The following is a 1,057-nucleotide window of genomic DNA, read 5'->3' on the forward strand; positions in this document are numbered from 1 at the left end:
CGGGCAGCCCGAGCACGTCTCGGTCAACGAGATGCTCGTCCGCCCGACCGATCAGATGCTCTAGCGAGGCCGGAAGGCGGATAGCGTTGCAGGGTGAACGCAGAGCCCAGCGATTCGAGCGGCATCGAGCCGTCGCTGACCCACGGGGTCGGGCCGTGGCCGGGCGGCGAGGCGGAGTGGCCCGACGAGGCGCACTTCGACCCCGAGCTGCTCCTGCACGGCGACACGCGCAACGTCATCGACCGGTACCGCTACTGGCGCATGGACGCGATCGTCGCCGACCTCGACGAGCACCGGCACCCGTTCCACGTCGCCATCGAGAACTGGCAGCACGACATGAACATCGGTTCGATCGTGCGGAGCGCGAACGCATTCGCCGCCGACACCGTGCACATCATCGGCCGCCGACGCTGGAACAAGCGGGGCGCGATGGTCACCGACCGCTACCAGCACGTCGTCTACCACCCGGATGTCGCGGCGTTCGCCGACTGGGCGCACGAGGCATCCGTGCCCGTGATCGCCGTCGACAACGTCGAGGGGTCCGTGCCGATCGAGGCGTTCGCGTGGCCGGAGCGCTGTGTGCTGCTCTTCGGCCAGGAGGGGCCGGGGCTCTCAGCCGAGGCCACCGCTGCGGCCGACGCGATCGTCGAGATCACGCAGTACGGCTCCACCCGATCGCTGAACGCGAGCGCCGCGGCCGCGATCGCCATGCACTCGTGGGTGCTGACGCACGCGGTGCCGCCCGCCCCTTCGCCGGTCGAGTAGCGAGCGCCAGCGAGCGTATCGAGAGCACGCGAACCCCTGCAGGTCTCGATACGCTCCTTCGTCGCTACTCGACCGGCGCGCCGCACGTGGCACACTGGCAACGATGACGGTCATCGACAACGCGATCTACCGCGACGGCACGCGCGTCGCCACCCCGGCGACCCTCGACGAGACATTCGAGCGACGCGCCGAGCACGGCGGCTTCGCGTGGATCGGGCTCTATCGGCCCACCGATGCCGAACTCGACATGCTCGCCGCGGAGTTCGGCCTGCACCAGCTCGCCGTAGAGGAC

1 protein-coding gene and 1 pseudogene are annotated in these 1,057 nt (G+C 69.6%); both read left to right on the top strand.

What is annotated here, in order from left to right:
• Positions 1–93 precede the first annotated feature (93 nt).
• On the top strand, positions 94–765 hold the full coding sequence (locus ACFWWU_RS37515) for a TrmH family RNA methyltransferase (RefSeq protein WP_384153782.1): 672 nt from the start codon (positions 94–96) through the stop codon (positions 763–765).
• A gap of 103 nt (positions 766–868) precedes the next feature.
• Positions 869–1,057 (top strand): annotated as a pseudogene (locus ACFWWU_RS37520) (transporter); the annotation flags it as partial.

Source organism: Streptomyces sp. NPDC058650, assembly GCF_042717315.1.
Classification (GTDB): Bacteria; Actinomycetota; Actinomycetes; order Streptomycetales; family Streptomycetaceae; genus Streptomyces.